The sequence below is a fragment of the Halomonas sp. E14 genome (assembly GCF_052568415.1).
Genome location: NZ_CP199423.1, coordinates 3,001,449 through 3,019,561, shown reverse-complemented (window position 1 = coordinate 3,019,561; position 18,113 = coordinate 3,001,449). Strand labels below are relative to the sequence as shown.

Annotated in this window: 17 protein-coding genes; 10 read left to right on the top strand and 7 right to left on the bottom strand. The window is 67.0% G+C overall.

Annotated elements, in window-relative coordinates; all coding sequences use genetic code 11:
• Positions 1 to 104: 104 nt before the first annotated feature.
• Together ACT7B3_RS14050 and ACT7B3_RS14045 are read right to left on the bottom strand one after the other, a co-directional pair.
• A complete protein-coding gene (locus ACT7B3_RS14050) occupies positions 105 to 1,091 on the bottom strand; it encodes a succinylglutamate desuccinylase (RefSeq protein ID WP_445158365.1) in 987 nt (328 codons plus the stop codon).
• A gap of 103 nt (positions 1,092 to 1,194) precedes the next feature.
• Positions 1,195 to 1,743 (bottom strand): lipocalin family protein, encoded by a 549-nt coding sequence (locus tag ACT7B3_RS14045; RefSeq protein ID WP_444676899.1) that lies wholly within the window; start codon positions 1,741 to 1,743, stop codon positions 1,195 to 1,197.
• Positions 1,744 to 1,850: 107 nt separating this feature from the next.
• Here ACT7B3_RS14045 and ACT7B3_RS14040 point away from each other — a divergent pair, with 107 nt between their 5' ends.
• Together ACT7B3_RS14040 and wrbA are read left to right on the top strand one after the other, a co-directional pair.
• A complete protein-coding gene (locus tag ACT7B3_RS14040) occupies positions 1,851 to 2,738 on the top strand; it encodes a class I SAM-dependent methyltransferase (RefSeq protein ID WP_445158364.1) in 888 nt (295 codons plus the stop codon).
• A gap of 152 nt (positions 2,739 to 2,890) precedes the next feature.
• A complete protein-coding gene (gene wrbA / locus ACT7B3_RS14035) occupies positions 2,891 to 3,487 on the top strand; it encodes an NAD(P)H:quinone oxidoreductase (RefSeq protein WP_445158363.1) in 597 nt (198 codons plus the stop codon).
• A 94-nt stretch (positions 3,488 to 3,581) separates the two neighbouring features.
• Here the strand turns inward: wrbA and ACT7B3_RS14030 are convergent, their stop codons facing one another.
• Positions 3,582 to 4,487, bottom strand: coding sequence for a PRC-barrel domain-containing protein (locus ACT7B3_RS14030; RefSeq protein WP_444676901.1), 906 nt, complete (start codon positions 4,485 to 4,487; stop codon positions 3,582 to 3,584).
• A gap of 350 nt (positions 4,488 to 4,837) precedes the next feature.
• Here ACT7B3_RS14030 and ACT7B3_RS14025 point away from each other — a divergent pair, with 350 nt between their 5' ends.
• Together ACT7B3_RS14025 and ACT7B3_RS14020 are read left to right on the top strand one after the other, a co-directional pair.
• The gene (locus ACT7B3_RS14025; RefSeq protein WP_445158362.1) at positions 4,838 to 6,397 is read left to right on the top strand and encodes a tetrathionate reductase family octaheme c-type cytochrome; all 1,560 of its coding nucleotides are present in this window, start codon (positions 4,838 to 4,840) and stop codon (positions 6,395 to 6,397) included.
• A 1-nt stretch (position 6,398) separates the two neighbouring features.
• Positions 6,399 to 7,049: a cytochrome b/b6 domain-containing protein gene (locus ACT7B3_RS14020; protein WP_445158361.1), complete on the top strand. Its 651-nt coding sequence runs from the start codon at positions 6,399 to 6,401 to the stop codon at positions 7,047 to 7,049.
• Positions 7,050 to 7,151: 102 nt separating this feature from the next.
• Here ACT7B3_RS14020 and ACT7B3_RS14015 read toward each other — a convergent pair whose 3' ends face one another.
• Both ACT7B3_RS14015 and ACT7B3_RS14010 read right to left on the bottom strand, forming a co-directional pair.
• Entirely contained in the window at positions 7,152 to 8,225 is a 1,074-nt protein-coding gene (locus ACT7B3_RS14015; RefSeq protein ID WP_444676904.1) for a tartrate dehydrogenase, read from the bottom strand.
• A 24-nt stretch (positions 8,226 to 8,249) separates the two neighbouring features.
• Positions 8,250 to 9,131, bottom strand: coding sequence for an alpha/beta fold hydrolase (locus tag ACT7B3_RS14010; protein ID WP_445158360.1), 882 nt, complete (start codon positions 9,129 to 9,131; stop codon positions 8,250 to 8,252).
• Between the two features lie 104 nt (positions 9,132 to 9,235).
• Between ACT7B3_RS14010 and ACT7B3_RS14005 the strand changes: the two genes are divergently transcribed.
• Complete coding sequence (locus ACT7B3_RS14005; protein WP_445158359.1) at positions 9,236 to 10,177, top strand: LysR family transcriptional regulator; 942 nt, start codon at positions 9,236 to 9,238, stop codon at positions 10,175 to 10,177.
• 21 nt (positions 10,178 to 10,198) lie between these two features.
• Here ACT7B3_RS14005 and ACT7B3_RS14000 read toward each other — a convergent pair whose 3' ends face one another.
• Positions 10,199 to 11,029, bottom strand: a complete 831-nt coding sequence (locus ACT7B3_RS14000) for a zinc-dependent peptidase (RefSeq protein ID WP_444676906.1) — start codon at positions 11,027 to 11,029, stop codon at positions 10,199 to 10,201.
• 4 nt (positions 11,030 to 11,033) lie between these two features.
• A complete protein-coding gene (locus ACT7B3_RS13995; protein ID WP_444676907.1) occupies positions 11,034 to 12,605 on the bottom strand; it encodes a GNAT family N-acetyltransferase in 1,572 nt (523 codons plus the stop codon).
• A 205-nt stretch (positions 12,606 to 12,810) separates the two neighbouring features.
• Here ACT7B3_RS13995 and ACT7B3_RS13990 point away from each other — a divergent pair, with 205 nt between their 5' ends.
• The 5 genes from ACT7B3_RS13990 (at position 12,811) to ACT7B3_RS13970 (ending at position 18,108) form a co-directional block, all read left to right on the top strand.
• A complete protein-coding gene (locus ACT7B3_RS13990; protein WP_445158358.1) occupies positions 12,811 to 14,088 on the top strand; it encodes an ABC transporter ATP-binding protein in 1,278 nt (425 codons plus the stop codon).
• Positions 14,085 to 15,419, top strand: a complete 1,335-nt coding sequence (locus ACT7B3_RS13985; protein WP_444676908.1) for an ABC transporter substrate-binding protein — start codon at positions 14,085 to 14,087, stop codon at positions 15,417 to 15,419. The genes ACT7B3_RS13990 and ACT7B3_RS13985 overlap by 4 nt, the downstream gene beginning before the upstream one ends.
• Positions 15,420 to 15,577: 158 nt before the next feature.
• Positions 15,578 to 16,438 (top strand): carbohydrate ABC transporter permease, encoded by an 861-nt coding sequence (locus ACT7B3_RS13980; RefSeq protein ID WP_234270427.1) that lies wholly within the window; start codon positions 15,578 to 15,580, stop codon positions 16,436 to 16,438.
• Positions 16,439 to 16,446: 8 nt separating this feature from the next.
• Positions 16,447 to 17,289: a carbohydrate ABC transporter permease gene (locus ACT7B3_RS13975; RefSeq protein WP_445158357.1), complete on the top strand. Its 843-nt coding sequence runs from the start codon at positions 16,447 to 16,449 to the stop codon at positions 17,287 to 17,289.
• A gap of 51 nt (positions 17,290 to 17,340) precedes the next feature.
• A complete protein-coding gene (locus ACT7B3_RS13970) occupies positions 17,341 to 18,108 on the top strand; it encodes a MauE/DoxX family redox-associated membrane protein (RefSeq protein WP_445158356.1) in 768 nt (255 codons plus the stop codon).
• Positions 18,109 to 18,113: the final 5 nt, after the last annotated feature.

Here is an 18,113-nt window from a genome sequence, read left to right as displayed (position 1 = left end):
GGCAGCGGTTCTCGCCAGGGCGAGGGGCGCATGGACAGCGTTCGAGTGGGTCATGTCTGGCTCCGGTTTGTTGTTATGAATTCGGAAGAAGGTGTGGCTTGGGGTCAGCCAGGCGGCGGCGCCGGGCGCGCCAGCAGCGCAGCGCGAGCACCCAGCTCCACTGCGGCATTGGGGAACACCACGTGGAGCGGTTCGGTGTCGACGACGAAGGGGCCAGCCTCGGCATCCTCTGCCAGCGTTGTGCCGGGCGCAAAGGCGGTGAAGTTGGGCGTGTCGTCGGCAAAGCAGAGGCGGAAGTCGCGGGAGCGGCGCATCAGCTCGTGCGCCACGCGGAAGAACGTCATGCGTGCCGGGTCGGCGCCGGGCGGTTCGCGGCCCGCCAGCAGTGCCTCGAGCAGCCGCGCCATGGGTGCCAGCGGGGCGAGGTCGTTGTGGCCGAAGGGCAGGGCGCGGCCCAGCTCCAGGGTGAAGGCCTGCGCCTGATGGTAGTGCTTCGCATAGTGGGAAAAGGTCCAACTGTGCTGATGCTGGTGCAGCACGGCCTGAATGTCGGCGGCGGCCAGCCAGCGCCACTGCTCGGACCGGGTGACGGTCGCCGCGAAGGGCTCGACGACGAAGCGTGGGTAGCGGCTATCGCGAATCGCCGTGTGCAGATCGTAGTGGAGCCGCTCGCGGCCCTCGTGGCGGGCATAGAAGGCGTCCACCGCGCGCATCAGCTCGCGGGCGCGGTCCGGTTCCCGGCCGGTTTCGTTCAGGTCGCGGCGAAACAGTCGGTTGAGGTTGGTGGTCACATAGCGCTCGCCGCGACGGATGGCCTCGAGGTTGCCCAGCACCACCAGCGCCGGGGCGCCCAGGGTGAGCAGCCCCGCTTCGAGGCGCGCCAGGCAGCCGCCCAGGAGTTCGATGGGCGCCGTCTCGTTGCCGTGGATGCCGACCGAGAGAATCACCGCGGGGGCGTTGTCCCGGCTCTTTGCCGGGCAAAGTTCGAGCAGCCCGGGGCCGAGCAGGCGATAGTCGCCGCCCGCAATGGGCCCTTGCCGCCTGGGCGGTGGCGCGCCTTCCAGGCTCAGTTCGATCCACTCCGCCAGCATGGCTTGTTCCTGTTCACGAGGTCGCGTTCCACCTTCCTGCGCGCGGTGCTTCTTCTCAAGTCGTGGCGTCGGGCTTTTGGAAGCCGGGGTGCGATAGTGAAACTCAGCGGCGCCAGGGTTCGCAGGGCTCGCCCTGCTCGACCTCGATCAGTTCGTCCGCGGGGAAGGCCTTGCTGGCGGCAAAGTCGACCAGCTCCTCCTGGATCGCCGCGTCCAGGGTCGGCTCGCGGGCGAGTATCCACAGGTAGTCGTGGCTGGGCCCCGAGACCAGCGCCCAGCGGTAGTCGTCGTCCAGCTGCAGTACGTTGTAGCCACCGTAGAAGGGCCCGAAGAAGCTGACCTTGAGCCGGCCCACATCCTCGCCTGCCACGAAGTAGGCGCGGCCCTCCGCCTCGTCCACCTCGCCCGTAGCGAGGTTGATCCCGCGGTTGATGACGCGCACGCCGCCGTCGTCGCGCAGCGAGTAGTCGGCGGTGACGCAGTCGAGGCCGCGCTCGAAGGAGTGGTCGAGGCGGGCGATCTCGTACCACTGGCCGAGATAGCGCTCCAGCTCGAAGCCGGTCACCGCTTCGGTGCCCTTGGGCAGGCCGGTGCAGCCGGCCAGCAGCAGGCCGGCGGCGGGCAGGGCGAGGCTGGCTAGATGTCTTTTCATGCAGGGGCTCCCTCATCGCTCGTCAGGAGGCATGACCATTCGCCAATGGGGGGCGATGGCCGCACCGTCTAAGCTGGTGCCTTGATTGTGATGGCCAGGAGCCTGATATGCCAACCGGCACGCTTCCGCCAGCGGGCGAGACCCGCTGCCCGCTCAATGCGCACTACGACGCCTTTTCCGCTGCCGACGGCCGGCCCCTGCTGGCTCGCCTGCAGGCCGCCTTCGCCGCGGCCGGCTGCGACCCGCAGCGGCTCAGCAGCGACGAGGTGGCGGGCATCGACCAGTTGCACCTGGGTGGGCGGCAGGCCAGCCGCGCCCTGGCCGAGCTGGGCGGGCTGCAGCGGGGCGAGCGCGTGCTCGACGTGGGCTGCGGCACCGGCGGTGCCAGCCGGCTGCTGGCCGAGGCGTATGGCTGTGTGGTAACGGGGATCGACATCACCGCGGCCTTCATCGAGGTGGCCGAATGGCTGAGCCGGGCCACCGGCCTTGGCGAGGCCACCCGCTTCCTGGCCGGGGACGCCGCCCAGGTGCCCCTGGCCGACGCCAGCGTTGAGGTGATCTGGTGCCAGCATGCGCTGATGAACATGCCCCACGTCGAGCAGGTGCTGGCGGAGTGGCGGCGGCTGCTGGCGCCGGGCGGGCGGGTGCTGCTGCACGAGATCGTGGCCGGCGACAACCCGGCACCGCTGGCCCTGCCCGTGCCATGGGCCAGAACGGCGAGCACCAGCCACCTGTGCGGCCGTGAGGCGTGGCTGGCCACGCTCGATGCGGCAGGCTTCGAGGCCGAGGCCGTAAACGACGTCACCGAGGCCGCCCTGGCCTGGCGCCAGGTCCACAGCCGGCGTGAGGCAAGCGCCGAGGCCGCACCCGCGCTGCCGGGCCCGGCGCTGATCTTCGGGCCCGAGTTCGCCCAGATGGGGCGCAACCTGCGCGATAACCTGGCCGCAGGCAAGGTGCGCATCCTCGCAGGCGTATGGCGCTGCCGGAGCGATTAGCCCGGTTCGGCGCCTGCGTGCGCTGGCATACGTGCAAGGAATCGACGCAAGGCATCGAAAGGCTTCGCTTTTCTTCTCGTTCAGCCTTCCTATGCTGAAGGGGGCTTCGCTGTGGCGGAGCCATGGAGACCCTAACTGAACGGAGGCGAAGCATGACCAAGGTTCTTGTGCTCTACCATTCCATGTATGGCCACGTCGACACCCTGGCCAAGGCGGTGGCGGAAGGCGTGGAGGAGATCGACGGCGTAGAGGTGCACGTCAAGCGCGTGCCGGAAACCATGGACCCGGAGGCCTATGCCAAGGCCGGCGGGCAGGAGTTCGACACCCCCGAAGCCTCGCCCCAGGAGCTGGGCGACTATGATGCGATCATCATCGGCACCCCGACCCGCTTCGGCAACATGAGCGGACAGATGCGCACCTTCCTCGACCAGACCGGCAGCCTGTGGGCCAAGGGAACGCTGCGCGGCAAGGTCGGCAGCGTCTTCACCTCCACGGGTACCGGCGGCGGCAACGAAACCACCGTCATGACCTCCTGGACCACCCTGGCGCACCACGGCATGCTGATCCTGCCGATCGGCTATGGCCTAGAGTCGCAGTTCGATATCTCGAGCGTGCAGGGCGGTTCGCCCTACGGGGCCTCCACCCTGGCCGGTGCAGACGGCTCGCGCCAGCCCACCGAGCATGAGCTGGCGCTGGCTCGGCTGCAGGGCCGCAGCGTCGCGGAAGTGGCGCGTAAGCTGGCCGCCTGACTCCGGTGCCTCACCTTCCGACAAGAAAAAGGCGCGACCCCTGGGGTCGCGCCTTGGCGTGCTGCGGGCCTGACGGCGTCAGGCGGGGACGTCCTTAACGGACCTCGCCCAGGCGCTCGTCGCCGTCCAGTTCTTCGTAACGATCATCATCGAAATCGTCGGCGTTGCGTTCGCCGCTGCGTGACTGCAACAGAACTTCGCCGTCGTCGTCGCGGACCTGGATGTCCTGCAGCGGATAGGCCATCTCGTCACCGCCGAAGCCCAGGAAGCCGCCTTCGGAAACCACGACGTAGGTGGCGTTCTCCTGGGTGTCGCGCACCACGCGGTCGATCTCGCCGATCTCCTCGCCATCCTGGGTCACGAGGGTGCGGCCTTCCAGGTCGCTAACCTGCATGTTGCCCAGGTCCTGCTGACCGGCCTGGTCACGATCCCGGTCGCCGTCGTCATCGAACAGACCTTGCTGTTCGCGCTGTTCGCGATCGGCATCATCGTCGTCATCGCTACGGATCTCGGCGGTCGCCTCATCGGCCTCTTCCACGCGGACGTTGGCTTCGCCTTCCTGGTCCACGGTGACCTCAGGCTCGGCCTGGTCCACGTCGACCTCGGGGTCGGGCTGGTCGATGGTAACGTTGGGCGCCTGCTGCTCGACGGTCACCTCCGGCGGCTCTTGTTCCACGCGAATCTCGGCCGGTTCCTGGTCGACGCTGACCTCGGCCGGCTCCTGCTCGACATCGACATCGAAGTCATCGTTATTGGCCCGGTCCTGATTGTCGCCGGTGGTATCGGCGTCCTGTCCGCCCTGGCCCTGGGCATTGAAGCCGGTTTCATAGCCTTCGCCAGCGCGGACCTCATCATTCTGTTGGCCGTTCTGTTCACCTTCCTGGGTCATCTGGTGCTGCTCGCCCAGGTGCTGCTGCGCATCGTCATCCTGTGCGAGTACACCGTGGGCCAGGCCAGTGCTCAGAGCGCCGACTGCGATGGCAATTGCTGTCCTTTTCATGCCGTTTCCTCCATTTCGTTCGCGTTGCCCTAATGAGCTTGCACTGATCAGGGTAGACGACCTTTCGCCTCTCGCCGCCGTCGCTTACGGAAGGTAACGATTTCACTGCGCGCAGAAACATGGAAAGGGCGCCGGAAACCTTCGCCCTTGGTCTGCGGCAGTTTGACGCAAGTCAGAGGTTTTCTCGAAATTGACTGCTTTTTGAGTCATTTTCTTGACAATGAGGCGGGGTTTTGTTGATCCGTGTCAGCCCGGCAAGGGCACGTTCTGTCATTCTTTCCCTGTGGGACCGGCGCCTTCGGGCGTGATAACGACAAGGATCTATCACCACTAACGGTGGAGACAGGGGAATGAAGACACTACGACCAAGCAGACCCTGGCAGGTGCTGCTGGGGCTGCTGCTGGCCATGCTGGCGTGGCTGCCGCCAGCCCTTGCCAGCACGGCGGACCACCGCCAGTTCGATGCCCTGCAGGGGCCTTTCAACAACGCCGAGGAGGTAACCCAGGCTTGCCTGAGCTGTCACACCGAGGCCTCGCAGCAGGTAATGGCGACCCGCCACTGGACCTGGGACTACAAGAACCCCCACGGCGGCGAGACGCTGGGCAAGCGCACCATGCTCAATACCTTCTGTATCGCCGACCAGTCCAACGAAGGCTTCTGCCAGGCGTGTCATATCGGCTACGGCTGGGAGGACGACAGCTTCGACTTCACCGCCGAGACGCGGGTCGACTGCCTGGCCTGCCACAACAGCGGCGACTACGTGAAGAAGGGCGGTTGGGCCGGCTGGCCCAACGAGTCGCTGACCGACCTGACGCGCGCCGCACAGAACGTGGCCGCCACGTCACGCCAGACCTGCGGCACCTGTCACTTCTACGGCGGCGGTGGCGATGGCGTAAAGCACGGTGACCTGGACTCGTCACTGTTCCACCCGCAGCGCGAGCTCGATGTGCACATGGACGCCGAGGGGCTCAACTTCAGCTGCAGCACCTGCCACCAGACCGAGAATCACGACGTGCCCGGCAGCCGCATTCAGGGTGCCGCCGTGGATGCCCATGGCGCCATCGTTCGCGGCAGCCAGCACGAGCGCAACCCGGCCACCTGCCAGGCCTGCCATGGCGATACGCCGCACCAGGGCGGCAGTCATGCCACGCGGCTCAACGAGCACACCCGCACGCTGGCCTGCCAGACCTGCCATATCCCGGCGTTCGCCCGCGGCGGCGTGCCGACACGCATGTCCTGGGACTGGTCCACGGCGGGGCAGCTCGACGCGGAGGGCAAGCCCTTCACCGGCCTCAATGAGCTTGGCCACGTCATCTACGACAGTCGCAAGGGCGATTTCCTGCCGGACGAGAACGTGACGCCCCGGTACCTGTGGTGGAACGGCACGACCACCTTCGTGACCGGGGAAACGGTCATCGACCCCAGCGAGCGCGTGCTGCTCAACCCCTACCACGGCACGCCGGGCGGCGACGACTCGCGGATCTGGCCGGTCAAGCTGGCGCTGGGCAAGCAGCCCTTCGACACCGTGCACAACACCCTGCTCAAGCCCCAGGTGGCGATTCCCGGCAACGACACCTCGTTCTGGTTCAACTTCGACTGGGACAAGGCGCTGGCGACGGGCACCGAGCTGGCCGGGCAGCCCTACAGCGGCGAGTACGACTTCGTCGAGACCGCCATGCTGTGGCCGATCACCCACATGGTGGCGCCGAGCGAAGCGGCGCTGGACTGCGCCTCCTGCCACACCGACGGCGGCCGCCTGGCCGGCGTGGAAGGGGTGTGGTTGCCGGGCCGCGACCGACATCGGCTGCTCGACCGCTTCGGCTTCGGCCTGGCCGGCCTGGTCCTGCTGGGCGCGCTGGGCCATGGGGCCATGCGTCTTGCCACCCGTAACCGCCACAAGGGGCACTGACATGAGCGAGCGTCTCTATCTTTTCACCCGCTTCGAGCGCTTCTGGCACTGGTCCCAGGCGGCGCTGATCATCACGCTGCTGCTTAGCGGTTTCGGCATTCGCGGCGTGCACGGCATGGCCGACTTCGAAACGGCAGTGCGCGTGCACGAGGCGGCGGCCTGGCTGCTGATCGGGCTGTGGGTGTTCGCCATCTTCTGGCATTTCACCACCGGCCAGTGGAAGCACTACCTCCCCACCCGGGACCGCCTGGCGGCCATGATGCGCTACTACGCCTATGGCATGTTCGTGGGCGAGCCGCACCCCTACCGCATCACCCTGGAGCGCAAGCACAACCCGCTGCAGCGGCTGGCCTACCTGGGCATCAAGCTGGTGATCAACCCGCTGATCTGGGTATCGGGCCTGCTCTACCTGTTCTGGGGCAGCGTGCGCGACAGCGTGCCGGGCTTCCTGGGGCTGGAGCAGGTGGCAGGCCTGCATGCTCTGGGCGCCTACCTGATGCTCTCCTTCCTGCTGCTGCACGTCTACCTCGCCACGGCGGGCCACACGCCGCTGGCGCACATCAAGGCCATGGTGACCGGCTGGGAGGAGGTGCACGACGCCCCGGCGCTCGATGAGCGCCGGCGCCGGGGGCTGGAGAAGAAAGGCGGCTAATCGGTGGCGAGGTCGGCAAACGCTTCGGTAAGCAGGAATTTCGCGTGAGACCTCGCTGGGCCGGGCTCGTCAGGGCCCGTCCCAGCGGCGCTACGTGTCTTGCTATGCCTTCACACGCTCGGCAATGGCCTTGCCCAGGGTCTGGGTGGTGCCCTGGCCGCGAATGTCCGGTGTCAATACGTTGGTATCGCCCTCGCTGAGCACCGCCTCGAAGGCGTCGACGATAGCCTTGGCAGCCGCCTTGTGGCCCAGGTGCTCGAGCATCATGGCGCCGGACCAGATCTGGCCGATGGGGTTGGCGATGCCCTTGCCGGCGATGTCCGGGGCGCTGCCGTGCACCGGCTCGAACAGGCTGGGGAACTTGCCCTCGGGGTTGATGTTGGCCGAGGGCGCCACGCCGATGGTGCCGGTACAGGCGGGGCCGAGGTCGGAGAGGATGTCGCCGAACAGGTTGCTGGCCACCACCACGTCGAACCAGTCGGGGTGCATGACGAAGTTGGCGGTGAGGATGTCGATGTGGAACTTGTCGACGCTGACCTCGGGGTAGTGGCCCGACATGGCCACGACCCGCTCGTCCCACCATGGCATGGTGATGGCGATGCCGTTGGACTTGGTGGCCGAGGTGAGCTTCTTGCGCGGCCGGCTCTGGGCCAGCTCGAAGGCGAACTTTAGCACCCGGTCGGTGCCGTGACGGGTCATCACCGTCTCCTGGATCACCACCTCGCGCTCGGTGCCCTCGAACATCTTGCCGCCGACGCTGGAGTACTCGCCTTCAGTGTTCTCGCGGACCACGTAGAAGTCGATGTCGCCGGGCTTGCGGTCGGCCAGCGGGCTCTTGATGCCCGGCAGCAGCTTGCACGGGCGCAGGTTGATGTACTGGTCGAACTGGCGGCGGAACTGCAGCAGCGAGCCCCACAGCGAGATGTGGTCCGGCACCGTGTCGGGCCAGCCCACCGCGCCGTAGAAGATGGCGTCGAAGTCCTTGAGCTGCTCGAACCAGTCGTCGGGCATCATCTTGCCGTGCTTCTCGTAGTAGTCGCAGCAGGCGAAGTCGAAGTGCTCGAAGGCTAGGTCGAGGTCGAAGCGCTGGGCAACGGCTTCGAGCACGCGCAGGCCTTCCGGCATCACTTCGTTGCCGATGCCGTCGCCGGGAATGACGGCGATACGATGGGTCATGGTGGGCTCCTCGGGTGGTGTTGGTCAGGCGCGGGTCATGAAACGGTTGATACGGTCGAGCAGGGCCTCGGGCGCCTCCTCGGGGAGGTAATGGCCGCAGGGCAGTGCCTCGCCCTCGACCCGTTCGGCCACGGCGCGCCATTCCGCCAGTGGATCGAAGCAGCGCTCGATGATGCCGTGCTTGCCCCACAGCACGCTGACCGGACAGGCGATGCGTCGGCCCGCCTCGCGGTCGGCGCGGTCGTGTTCCAGGTCGATGGCGTTGCTGGCGCGATAGTCCTCGCACAGGGCATGCGCCGCGCCGGGCTGGGACAGGCACCGCTGGTACTCGGCGATGGCCGCGGGGTCGAAGGCGTCGAGGCTGGCATGCCGCCCGCCCATGGTGCGGGTGATGTAGTCGGCGGGCGAGGCCTCGATCAGGGTCTCCGGCAGCGGCGCGGGCTGGATCAGAAAGAACCAGTGGAAGTAGGCAGTGGCGAAGGTGCGGTCGGTCTGTTCGTACATGGCAAGCGTGGGGGCAATATCGAGCAGCATCAGTTTCTCCACCGCCGCGGGATGGTCCATCGCCAGGCGGTGGGCAACGCGCCCGCCGCGGTCGTGGCCGCAGAGGAAGAAGCGCTCGAAGCCCAGCTCGCGCATGACCGCAACCTGGTCGACAGCCATGGCGCGCTTGCTGTAGTTGGCGTGGTCCGGCTCGCCGGGTGGCTTGGACGAATCGCCGTAGCCGCGCAGGTCGGTGGCCACCACGGTGAAGCGGCTTGCCAGCGGTTCGGCCAGACGGTGCCAGATCACATGGCTCTGGGGGTGGCCGTGGAGCAGCAGCAGCGGCGGCCCCGAGCCGCCGATCCGACCGTGGATGCGTATATCGCCGTGGGCAATATCGAACGTACGGAATCCCGAGAACATGGGTACTTCCTCCGGCTTCGTGAGTGCCTCCAGTCTAGCGCTTGGCCTGGTGCGGATAATCAGGCTGAATGGAAAGCCATTGTTGAATTGAAGTGGAGAACTGCGTGGCACAGCTCGACGACCTGATGTTCTTCCAGCGCCTGGCGCACGCCGGTAGCCTGACCGTCACGGCGCGGGAGCTGGGCCTATCGCTGTCCGCAGTGAGCAAGCGACTCAAGCAGCTCGAGGCGCGCCTGGGCGTGGAGCTGGCCAGCCGCACCACGCGCCGCCTGGCCCTGACCGCGGAAGGGGAGCGCTATCTCACCCGCGGCGCGGCGATTCTCGAGGAGCTCGCCGAACTCGAAGAAGCGCTGGGCGAGCAGCAGGCGGCGCTGTCGGGGCCGCTCAGGGTGAACGCCACCTTCGGCTTCGGCCGCCGCCACGTGGCGCCCTTGCTATCACGCTTCTGCGCGCTGCACCCCGGCATCGAGGCGGTGCTGGAGCTGACCAACTACCCGCTGAGCCTCGGCGAGCAGGGCGTCGACATCGGCATTCGCGTCGGCGAGCCGCCCGACTCGCGGCTGGTGGCGCGGCGCATCCTGGCCAACCGGCGGGTGCTGTGCGCCGCTCCCGGCTATGTGGCACGCATGGCACCGCTGACAACCCCGAGCGACCTGGCCGCGCACCCCTGTCTGGTGCTGCGCGAGAACGACAGCGACTACGCGGTGTGGCGCTTCCGGCGCCGTGACGATGACGCCACCGAACAGGCGGTGAAGGTCGCCGGCCCGCTGGCCAGCAACGACGGCGAGGTGATCGTGCAGCTGGCACGCGACGGCCACGGCATCGCGCTGCGCTCCTGGTGGGACGTTCAGCCGCTGCTGGCCAGCGGCGAGCTGGTCGAGCTGCTGACAGGCTGGCAAGGGGTGCGCGCCGACTTCCACGCGGTGTACCAGCAGCGCCGCCACGTGCCGGCGCGCATCCGCGCCTTCGTCGCCTTCCTGGAGCAGGCGATGCCGGCCAGGGTGCCGGACGACAGAGCGGGACCGGCAGGGCCCGCGCCGGCCTAGGGCCGAGCCAGCCGAGGCGGTCTAGTGATCGGCGGGTGCGACGCCAGGCGCATCTGCCGCGGGCAGGCGCCGTAGCGGGGTCTGGCGGAAGTAGCGTTCGAGCAGGGCGTAAAGCCCGGGGTAGGCGTCGGCGAGCACGTCGGGAGCGGTGAAGAAATATTCGCAGCACACCGCGAAGCATTCGCCGGGGTGGGTGGCGGCGTAGTCGTCGATGGGCGGGGTCTCGCCGCGCTCGAGTCGCGCCTGCAGATCCTCCCACACCGCGGTGAACTCACGGTGCCACGCTTTCGGGTCGATCTCGCGCGGCAGCGGCGGGAAGCCGTCGATATCCAGCGAGTTGCCCATGTCGAGCTTGTGGGCGAGCTCATGAATCACCACGTTGAAGCCGCTGAAGTCGCCGCTCTCCATCAGGTCGGGAAAGGCCACCACCACCGGCCCCTGGGCCGAGGTCTCGCCGGCGCGCTCGTCCTCGTAGGCGTGCATCACGCCATATTCGTCCAGCTCCTCCACCTGGCGGTGGAAGGCCTCGGGCAGGATCAGGATCTCGTGGAAGCCGCCGAGCGCCTCGTCGTGCTCGTCGTCCGACCAGCCCAGCGTCAACAGGCAGGCCTGGGCCGCCAGGGCCAGCTGGGCGGGCTCGTCGAAAGTGGTCTGGGCGGCCAGATCGGGATGCATGCTGGTGCGCTTGGTATGCAGGAAGTGCCAGGCGCGTCGGCCCAGGCGCTCGGCCTCCTCGTCGCCAAGCCGCTCCAACAGCGGCAGGCGCGAGCGGGCCTCGGCCCAGGCTTCCGCAGGAAACGGATGGCGGGCCTCGAAGCGCTCGGCCCGCCAGCGGCGCAGGCGGCGAAACATGGCGTCAGCTCTCTTCCTGCCGCGAGCCGGACTTCCACGACCAGTCGCGCCAGCGCAGGTCGAACAGATCCTTGCGCCGGTCCTTGAGATTGGTCACCGAGCCCTCGGCGCGCACCACCGTGAGCCGGGTGAGGTCGAGGTCGGAGAAGATCACCATTTCGGTGTTGGGCGTGGTCTCGGAGAGCACCGCGTCGTGGGGAAAGGCGAAGTCCGAGGGCGTGAACACCGACGACTGGGCGTACTGGATGTCCAGGTTGCGGATCGACGGTACGTTGCCCACGCTGCCGCACAGCACCACGTAGCACTCGTTCTCGATGGCCCGCGCCTGGGCGCAGTGGCGCACCCGCAGGTAGCCGTTCTTGGTGTCGGTCCAGAACGGCACGAACAGGATGTCCATGTCCTGATCGGCCAGCAGCCGGCCGAGTTCGGGGAACTCCACGTCATAGCAGATCAGGATGCCGACACGGCCGGCGTCGGTCTCGAACACGCGCAGCTCGTCGCCGCCCTCGATCACCCACTCGCGGCGCTCCTGGGGCGTGATGTGCAGCTTGGATTGCTTCTCGACGTGGCCGTCGCGGTGGCACAGGTAGCTGACGTTGTAGAGCCGGTCGTCCTCGCCCACCTCAATCATCGAGCCGGCGATGATGTTGATGTTGTAGGAGACCGCCATGCGCGAGATTTCGGTCTTGAACTGCTCGGTGAAGCCGGCCAGGTAGCGGATGGCGGCGAGCTGGTCCTGCTGGGTGGCGCGGTCCTGCAGGCCCATCAGCGGCGCATTGAACAGCTCTGGGAAGACGGCGAAGTCGCTCTGATAGCTGGAGATGGCATCGACGAAATACTCCACTTGCTGCAGCACCGACTCCATGGAGGCGCACTCGCGCATCTGCCACTGCACCGCGCCCACGCGCACCTGGGTGGGGCGGCTCTCCAGCACCCGTTCGGCGGGTTCGAAGAGAATGTTGTTCCACTCCAGCAGGGTGGCGTAACCCTGGGATTTCTCGTCTTCGGGCAGGTACTTGCGCAACAGGCGCTTGACCTGGAAGTCGTTGGCGAGCTGAAACGAGAGGATCGGGTCGTGGATCTCCTTGCGCGCCACCCGAGCGATGTACTCAGTCGGCGAGAGCTCTTCGGCGTGCTCGTGGTACTGCGGGATGCGCCCGCCGGCCAGGATCGCCCGCAGGTTGAGCGAGCGGCACAGCTCCTTGCGCGCCTCGTACAGCCGCCGGCCCAGGCGGTAGCCGCGGTAGTCGGGGTGGATCAGCACGTCCAGCCCGTACATGGCGTCGCCCGAGGGATCGTTGAGGATGATGTCGCGATGACCCACCAGGTCGTCGTATTTGTGCGGGTTGGAGAACTCGTCGTAGTCGACTCGCACGGTCAGCGCCACGCCCACCAGCCGCTCGTCGTCCTCGATGACGATCTGGCCGTCGGGAAACTCCTGAATTAGCCGGTCGATGGAGTGCTGCGGCCAGGCCCCGCCGATGTCGTCGTAGACGGCATCCATCAGCTGCTTGAGCTGAGGGTAATCGTCCTGCGTCAGGTTGCGGAGATTGAGGTGCAGGTCGTCAAGGGACATTGCGCTCGTTCCTGATCAGGGTGGAAGAAGAATTCTAGCATGCTGGGGAAGCGCTCCGACTGTTACCCCTCGGTCTGGCTTTCGTCACGCTGCTGTCATCGAAAGACGTCAGCATGGCCGCACTTCGTCGATTTAGCGGCTACGCTGAGTTTCGGGAGAGTCGATGACAGCCATGCCAGGCCTTCATGGGCAACGCGGACGCAGCATGAACCCAGACAACAATAATCAGGGTCAGGATCAGGACCCGCAGCGCCAGCCAACCGGCTCACGGGCCGCTACGCGAGACCACCCGCGCATCCGGCTCGAAGCCGTGAGCAAGCGCTGGGGCGAGTCCGCTGCCGTCGACGGCATCGGCTTCGACGTGGCGTCGGGGCAGTTCGTCATCCTGCTCGGCCCCTCGGGCTGCGGCAAGTCGACCACGCTGCGCATGATCGCCGGGCTCGAGCAGGCCTCTTCCGGCCGCATCGAGATCGGCGGGCGCGACGTCACCCATCTGCCGCCGGGCGACCGCGGCATCAGCATGGTGTTCCAGTCCTACGCGCTGTTTCCCCACCTGAGCGTGGCCGACAACATCGTCTTCGGCCTGCGCAGCCGCAAGGTGCCCAAGGCCGAGCGCCGCGAGCGGCTGGCGCGAGTGGCCCAACTGGTTGACCTCGAAGCCTATCTCGAGCGCAAGCCGGCCCAGCTCTCCGGCGGCCAGCGCCAGCGGGTCGCGCTGGCCCGGGCGATCATCTCCGAACACCCCATCTGCCTGATGGACGAGCCGCTGTCCAACCTCGACGCCCGCCTGCGCGGCGAGATGCGTCGCGAGATCAAGGCGCTGCAGCAGCGGCTCGGCATGACGGTGATCTACGTCACCCACGACCAGGTCGAGGCGATGAGCATGGGCGACCGGGTGATCCTGATGCAGGACGGCCGCATCGTGCAGGACGCCACCCCGAGCGAACTCTACGAGCGCCCGGCCAGTGCCTTCGCCGCCGGCTTCATCGGCAGCCCGGCGATGAACCTGGTGACGCTCGCCGCGGCGGCGGACGGCGCCGTGATCGACGGCGAGCCGCGCTGCAGCGTGGCGCCCCACGCGGCCAAGGGGCACTGGCTGGGCCTGCGCCCGGAGGAGATCCGCCTGCTGCCGGCCGACGCTCCCGGTGTGCCCGCCGAGGTGATCGATGCCGAATACCTCGGTGCCGACAGCATCGTGCGGCTCAAGGTCGGCAGCCAGCAGCTGCGCGCCCGCCTCGACGGCAGGCCGTCGCTCGCTGCCGGCTCGCCCTGTCGGCTGCAGTGGCGGCGCGAGACGGCGCACTTCTTCGATGCAAGCGATGGACAGCGGCTGGCGCTGACGGGGCACGACCTGGCCGCACCGCCCGGGCGCCATCGCTTCGAGCCCGGGCTCTCCAAGGCGGCAGGTTCGATATTGCAAGACCGCGAGGCGCGAGCCTCGTCCTATCCCGCAGGGTACGACTCTTCAGGAGTGAACCGATGAACGCACGCTTCTCTCTAGCAGGTGGCTGTCCAGCCGCTGGCAGTCTCGTCAAGGGCGGCAGGCTGGGTGCCGCGGCGGTGGCCGGGCTGTTGGCCGCCGGTTCGCTGAATGCCCAGGCCCAGACCGAGCTGACCCTGTACTACCCGGTGGCCGTGGGCGGCGCCCTGACCGACGTGATCGACGGTCTGGTGGCCGAATTCGAGAACGAGCATCCGGATATTTCGGTGAATGCCATCTACGCCGGCAACTATGACGACACCCGGGTTCGTGCCATGTCGGCCATCGAGGCGGGCAATGCGCCGCAGCTGTCGGTGCTGTTCTCCATCGACCTGTTCGACCTGCTGGAGCAGGACGCCATCGTCTCCTTCGACTCGGTGATCGAAACCGACGAGGAGCGTGAGTGGCTCGATGGCTTCTACCCCGGGCTGATGGAGAACGGCCAGATCGACGGACAGACCTACGGCATTCCCTTCCAGCGCTCCACCATCGTGCTTTACTGGAACAAGGACGCCTTCGAGGCGGCCGGGCTCGACCCCGAGACGCCGCCCGAGAACTGGGAGGAGATGGCGGAGATGGCCGCCGCGGTGCGCGAGGCCAGCAACGGCCAGCAGTGGGGCGTGATGGTGCCCTCCACCGGCTATCCCTACTGGATGTTCCAGGCCTTCGCCTTCCAGAACGGCCACCGGCTGATGAACGAGGAGGGCACCGAGGTCTACTTCGACGACCCCGCCGCCATCGAGGCGCTGGAGTACTGGGTCTCACTCTCCCAGGAGCACCAGGCCATGCCCGACGGCACCATCGAGTGGGGCACGCTGCGCCAGAACTTCATCGAGCAGGCCACCGCCATGATGTGGCACACCACCGGCAACCTCACCGCGGTGCGCAACGAGGCCGGCTTCGACTTCGGCGTGGCCATGCTGCCCATGAACACCCAACGCGGCAGCCCCACCGGCGGCGGCAACTTCTACCTGTTCAAGGACTCAAGCGAGGAGGAGCAGCGCGCGGCGATGACCTTCATTCGCTGGATGACCGACCCCGAGCGCGCTGCAGCCTGGTCGATCGAGACCGGCTACATGGGCGTGAGCCCGGCGGCCTACGAGACCGAGGCGCTGCGCAACTACGTCGAGGAGTTCGCACCAGCGGCGGTGGCCCGCGACCAGCTCGAGCACGCCACCGCGGAGCTGGCCACCTACCAGGGCGGGCGAGTGCGTCGGGCGCTGGACAACGCCGTGCAGGCGGCATTGACCGGCCAGATGTCGCCGGAGGAAGCGCTCAAGCAGGCCCAGGCGGAGGCTGACGCGGCGTTGCGCCGCTACGCCCGTTCACGCTGAGGGGGCTTCGCCGGGGACAAAGGTCAAAGAGGAGGCGCTGTGAATCCCTCCCTGGACGCTACATTTGCCATCCAGGGCGGGACCTCCTGCTTGACCTCTCCCCGGCTCGTTCACAGCCCAGGAGGCCAACCCGAGTGATTCAAAACGCCGACCGACGTATGCAGATCTACGGTGCGCTGTTGCTGCTGCCGGCGGCGGTGCTGCTCGGCACCTTCGCCTATCTGCCCACCGTGGCGACGTTGATCAACAGCTTCTTCCTGCCCGGCTTTCGCGGCGCGCCGCCGGAGTTCGTCGGGCTGGAGAACTACGCCATGCTGGTGGAGGACCGCACCTTCTGGCGGGTGGCGCGCAACAACCTGATCTATGCCCTCGGCACCATTCCCACTTCCATCGCCCTGGCGCTGGGCATGGCGCTGTTCGTCAACGCCCGCCTGCCGGGGCGCGGCTTCGTGCGTATGGCCTATTTCACCCCGACCATCCTGCCGATGATCGCCGCGGCCAACATCTGGATGTTCTTCTACGCACCGCAGATCGGCCTGTTCAACAAGCTGCTCGGCGCGCTGGGGCTCTCCGGGGTCAACTGGCTGGGCGACCCCAGCGTGGCGCTGACCTCGGTGATCGTGATGACGGTATGGAAGGAGGCCGGCTTCTTCATGATCTTCTACCTGGCGGCGCTGCAGAGCATCCCGCCGGAGCTGAAGGAGGCCTCGGACCTGGAGGGCACCAGCCGCTGGAGCTTCTTCTGGCGGGTGACCTTCCCACTCTTGATGCCGACCACGCTGTTCGTGCTGATCAATGCCCTGATCAACGCCGTGCGGGTGGTCGATCACCTGTTCATCCTGACCAAGGGCGGGCCCAACAACGCCACCAACCTGCTGCTCTACTACGTCTACGAGAATGCCTTCTCGTTCTTCGACCGCACCTATGCCGCCACCATCACCGTGGTGATCCTGCTGGTGCTGGCGGTGGTGGCCACGCTCAAGTTCACCGTGATCGACCGCAGGACGCACTATCAATGAACCGCGCAATGAACCGAGCCATCGGCCCCGCCGCCAGCCGCTTCGCCCTGCGCGTGCCGAGTCTCGAGACCACGGCCGCCTGGCTGCTGGCCATCATCTGGATCTTTCCGCTGCTCTACGCCATCTGGGCCGCCTTCCATCCGCCGGCCTACATGGTGCGCTTCGATCTGTTCGCTCCGATCACGCTGGACAACTTCGCCAACGCCTGGGCCCAGGCGCCGTTCGCCCGCTATTACCTCAACACCTTCCTGCTGGTCACCGGGGTGGTACTGGCGCAGTTCGTGGTCTGCACCCTGGCAGCCTTCGCCTTCGCCCGCTTTCCCATTCCCGGGCGCGACGTGCTGTTCATGCTGGTGCTGATCCAGCTGTTCGTGTTCCCCGAGGTGCTGATCGTGGAGAACTACCGTATCGCCAGTGGACTGGGGCTGGTCGACACCATCACCGGCATCGGCCTGCCTTACGTGGCCAGCGCCTTCGGCATCTTCCTGCTGCGCCAGACCTTCAAGACCATCCCCCGCGAGCTGGAGGAGGCGGCCCGGGTGGAGGGCTGCGGCTGGATGGCGATCCTGCTCAAGGTCTACGTGCCCCTGGCCAAGCCCACCTACCTGGCCTACGGCCTGGTCTCGATCAGCCACCACTGGAACAACTTCCTGTGGCCGCTGGTGGTCACCAACTCGGTGGAGAGCCGCCCGCTCACCGTGGGGCTCGGCATCTTCTCGGCGCCGGAAACCGGCGTCAACTGGGCCACCGTCAGCGCCGCCACGCTGCTCAGCATCGCGCCGCTGCTGGTCGCCTTCCTGCTGTTCCAGCGCCAGTTCGTGCAGTCGTTCCTCAGGGCGGGGATTCGCTGACGTTCTCATTGGCTACCCTTGGGGGAAATGCATGACCCAAGGAGAGACGCCATGGCTCACGGACAGCCAGCGGGGCAGGGCAAGCAGGCCACGCTATACCGCATGGTCATGAAGGAGCACCTTTGCCCCTTCGGCCTCAAGAGCAAGGACCTGCTGAAACGTGAGGGTTTCGAGGTGGAGGATCACCACCTGACCACGCGGGAGGAGACGGAGGCGTTCAAGGAAGAGCAGGGCGTCGATACCACGCCCCAGACCTTTATCGACGGTCGACGCATCGGCGGCTACGATGAGCTGCGCGAGTATTTTGGCAAGGACTCGCCGGGCGAGGATGAAACTACCTACCAACCGGTGATTGCACTGTTCGCCACGGCACTTCTGATGGGGCTTGCCGTAAGCTGGACCGCGACCGGTTCCTTGCTGAGCGCGAGGATGCCGGAGTACGTCGTGGCCATTGCCATGGCCCTGCTGGGGCTGCAGAAGCTCAAGGACGTGGAGAGCTTCAGCACCATGTTCCTCAACTACGATCTGCTGGCTCAGCGCCAGGTGCGCTACGGCTACGTCTATCCCTATGCCGAGACGCTGGCAGGCATCCTGATGCTGGCCGGGGCGCTGGTCTGGCTGGCCGCTCCCGTGGCGCTGTTCATCGGCACGGTGGGCGCCGTTTCGGTGTTCAAGGCGGTCTACATCGACAAGCGCGAACTCAAGTGCGCCTGCGTGGGTGGCGACAGCAAGGTGCCGCTGGGCTTCGTGTCGCTTACCGAGAATCTGATCATGATCGCCATGGGGCTATGGATGCCGCTGCGCATGTACGTCCTGTGAGCACC

Bases quoted from the DNA above. Each gene is read 5' to 3' on its own strand.
- ACT7B3_RS14015 (WP_444676904.1), bottom strand. From the start codon at position 8,225: ATGACCCATCGTATCGCCGTCATTCCCGGCGACGGCATCGGCAACGAA.
- wrbA (WP_445158363.1), top strand. From the start codon at position 2,891: ATGACCAAGGTTCTTGTGCTCTACCATTCCATGTATGGCCACGTCGAC.
- ACT7B3_RS14010 (WP_445158360.1), bottom strand. From the start codon at position 9,131: ATGTTCTCGGGATTCCGTACGTTCGATATTGCCCACGGCGATATACGC.
- ACT7B3_RS14025 (WP_445158362.1), top strand. From the start codon at position 4,838: ATGAAGACACTACGACCAAGCAGACCCTGGCAGGTGCTGCTGGGGCTG.
- ACT7B3_RS13970 (WP_445158356.1), top strand. From the start codon at position 17,341: ATGGCTCACGGACAGCCAGCGGGGCAGGGCAAGCAGGCCACGCTATAC.
- ACT7B3_RS13985 (WP_444676908.1), top strand. From the start codon at position 14,085: ATGAACGCACGCTTCTCTCTAGCAGGTGGCTGTCCAGCCGCTGGCAGT.
- ACT7B3_RS13995 (WP_444676907.1), bottom strand. From the start codon at position 12,605: ATGTCCCTTGACGACCTGCACCTCAATCTCCGCAACCTGACGCAGGAC.
- ACT7B3_RS14050 (WP_445158365.1), bottom strand. From the start codon at position 1,091: ATGCTGGCGGAGTGGATCGAACTGAGCCTGGAAGGCGCGCCACCGCCC.
- ACT7B3_RS13980 (WP_234270427.1), top strand. From the start codon at position 15,578: ATGCAGATCTACGGTGCGCTGTTGCTGCTGCCGGCGGCGGTGCTGCTC.
- ACT7B3_RS14045 (WP_444676899.1), bottom strand. From the start codon at position 1,743: ATGAAAAGACATCTAGCCAGCCTCGCCCTGCCCGCCGCCGGCCTGCTG.
- ACT7B3_RS14030 (WP_444676901.1), bottom strand. From the start codon at position 4,487: ATGAAAAGGACAGCAATTGCCATCGCAGTCGGCGCTCTGAGCACTGGC.
- ACT7B3_RS14040 (WP_445158364.1), top strand. From the start codon at position 1,851: ATGCCAACCGGCACGCTTCCGCCAGCGGGCGAGACCCGCTGCCCGCTC.
- ACT7B3_RS14000 (WP_444676906.1), bottom strand. From the start codon at position 11,029: ATGTTTCGCCGCCTGCGCCGCTGGCGGGCCGAGCGCTTCGAGGCCCGC.
- ACT7B3_RS13990 (WP_445158358.1), top strand. From the start codon at position 12,811: ATGAACCCAGACAACAATAATCAGGGTCAGGATCAGGACCCGCAGCGC.
- ACT7B3_RS13975 (WP_445158357.1), top strand. From the start codon at position 16,447: ATGAACCGAGCCATCGGCCCCGCCGCCAGCCGCTTCGCCCTGCGCGTG.
- ACT7B3_RS14020 (WP_445158361.1), top strand. From the start codon at position 6,399: ATGAGCGAGCGTCTCTATCTTTTCACCCGCTTCGAGCGCTTCTGGCAC.